The 2,215-nt window shown below is 74.2% G+C and carries 2 protein-coding genes and 1 pseudogene; 2 read left to right on the plus strand and 1 reads right to left on the minus strand.

All coding sequences use genetic code 11. The features are described from left to right. Positions 1 to 11 precede the first annotated feature (11 nt). Positions 12 to 230 (minus strand): DUF3039 domain-containing protein, encoded by a 219-nt coding sequence (locus AB0J68_RS31275; RefSeq protein WP_007456912.1) that lies wholly within the window; start codon positions 228 to 230, stop codon positions 12 to 14. An 88-nt stretch (positions 231 to 318) separates the two neighbouring features. Between AB0J68_RS31275 and AB0J68_RS31280 the strand changes: the two genes are divergently transcribed. Together AB0J68_RS31280 and AB0J68_RS31285 are read left to right on the plus strand one after the other, a co-directional pair. After that, positions 319 to 1,254 carry a pseudouridine-5'-phosphate glycosidase gene (locus tag AB0J68_RS31280; RefSeq protein WP_355133596.1) on the plus strand — a complete coding sequence of 312 codons (936 nt, stop codon included), beginning with the start codon at positions 319 to 321 and terminating at the stop codon, positions 1,252 to 1,254. Beyond that, positions 1,251 to 2,147, plus strand: a pseudogene (locus AB0J68_RS31285) (carbohydrate kinase family protein); the annotation flags it as partial. The gene AB0J68_RS31280 and the pseudogene AB0J68_RS31285, both read left to right, overlap by 4 nt. Positions 2,148 to 2,215: the final 68 nt, after the last annotated feature.

A 2,215-nucleotide genomic window follows, 5' to 3' on the forward strand; every position in this document is an offset into this window, starting at 1 on the left:
CCGGCCGGGGTTCACTCGCGGTACGAGTCGTAGATCTCCTTGCACTTGGGGCAGACCGGCGAGCCCGGCTTGGCCGCCTTGGTGACCGGGAAGGTCTCCCCGCAGAGCGCGACGACGAAGGTGCCCATGACGGCACTCTCGGCTATCTTCTCCTTGCGGACGTAATGGAACATCTCGGGACCGGTGTCGGCGTCCTTCAGTTCCGGACGCTCGAGAACCTCTGTGCTCACGTCTGCACCTCCAACCGTCAAGTTTGGCAGGTCATCACGGCCGGGTCCACTTGAGCCCGGTCGGGGTCCCACCCCGTACCGTGCCGGTGTGACTGACTTTCGCATCAGCTACGGCACCGAGGTGGCCGTTGCCCTGCGCGACGGCCGGCCCGTCGTCGCCCTGGAGAGCACCATCGTCTCGCACGGCCTGCCCCGTCCGCAGAACCTGCGGGTGGCTCGGGAGATCGAACAGGCGGTCCGGGACGCCGGGGCGGTGCCGGCGACGATCGGCATGATCGGTGGCGAGCTGGTGGTCGGCCTGGACGACGCGCAGCTGACCCGGCTGGCCACCGTCGATGGCGTGACGAAGCTCTCCGTCCGCGACCTGGCCGTGGCGGCGGCGACCGGCGCGGACGGCGCCACCACCGTCGCGGCGACCAGCGCGGTGGCCGCCGCCGCCGGGATCGGCGTGTTCGCGACCGGCGGCCTGGGCGGGGTGCACCGGGAGGCGGCGCACACCTTCGACGAGTCGGCCGACCTGGTCACCCTGGCCCAGACCCCGATCACTGTGGTCTGCGCCGGGGTCAAGTCGATCCTCGACGTGGGCGCGACGCTGGAACGCCTGGAGACCCTCGGGGTCGCCGTCATCGGCTACCGCACCCGCCGGTTCCCCGGCTTCTATCTCACCGACGCGGGCTTCGACCTGGACTGGTCGGTGGACTCGCCGGAGCAGGTCGCCGCCGTGCTGGCCGCCCGGGACGGGCACGCCGTGCACCTCGGGGGTCTGCTCGTCGCCAACCCGCTGCCGGTCGACGAGCAGCTCGACCCGGAGCTGCACGACCGGACCCTCGCCGAGGGCCTGGCCCTGCTGGAGCGGGACGGGGTGACCGGCAAGGCCGTCACGCCGTACCTGCTGGCGCACTTCCACTCGGCCACCGAGGGCGCGAGCCTGGCGGTGAACGTCCGGATCATCCTGCGCAACGCCGATCTGGCCGCGCGCATCGCGGTCGCCGCGGTCGCCCGCACCTCCGCCGTCCCGGCATGACCCGTCCGGCCCGCGTGGTCGTCGTCGGGGACGTGATCACCGACGTGGTGGCGGTGCTGTCCGGGCCGCTCGCGGCCGGTTCGGACACCGGGGCCGAGATCAGTTTCGGCGGCGGCGGGCAGGCGGCCAACACCGCCGCCTGGATCGCCGCGCAGGGGGTGGCCGTCACGCTCGTCGGCGCGGTCGGCGACGACGACGCCGGGCGCGACCGGATGGCCGAGCTGGACCACGCGGGCGTGGACTGCGCGGTCGAGCGGGTGCTGGACGCCCCGACCGGCACGGTGATCGTGCTGGCCGCCGACGGCGAGCGGACCATGGTCACGTCGCGGGGCGCGAACCTCGCGTTGAGCGCCGAGCACGTGGAGAAGGCCCTCGCGGCAGTGCCCGACGCGGGGCATCTGCACCTGTCCGCGTACACCCTGTTGGACGCCGGGTCGCGCGGCGCGGGGTTGCGGGCGCTGGCCGCCGCCCGCGAGCGCGGGCTCACCACAAGCGTCGACGCGGCGTCCGCGGCGCCGCTGCGGCGGGTCGGCGCGCGGACCTTCCTGGGTTGGGTACGCGACGTCGACCTGCTGCTGGTCAACGCGGACGAGGCCACGGTGCTGGCCGGCGGGCTGGACCCGGCGGCACAGGGGCGCGCGCTGTCGGCGACGGCTCGGCGGGTGGTGGTCAAACGTGGCGCGGCGGGAGCGGTGTGGGTCGACCGCACGACGCCGGTCTGCACGGCTCCGGCCCGCCGGGTGGCGGTGGTGGACGTCACGGGCGCGGGCGACGCCTTCGCGGCCGGTCTGCTCACCGCGTGGCTCGCCGGTGCCAGCCCGACCGCGGCACTGAGCCGCGCCACCGACCTGGGCGCGCTGGCCGTCTCCACAGCCGGCGCACGTCCGGTGGCTGACCAGGAACACCGCGGCCAGTCGGCTGCCGTCGGGCAGTTGCAGGTCCAGGGTGGGCTTCACGGTGG

The organism is Micromonospora sp. NPDC049580 (assembly GCF_040675595.1).
Lineage (GTDB): Bacteria > Actinomycetota > Actinomycetes > Mycobacteriales > Micromonosporaceae > Micromonospora.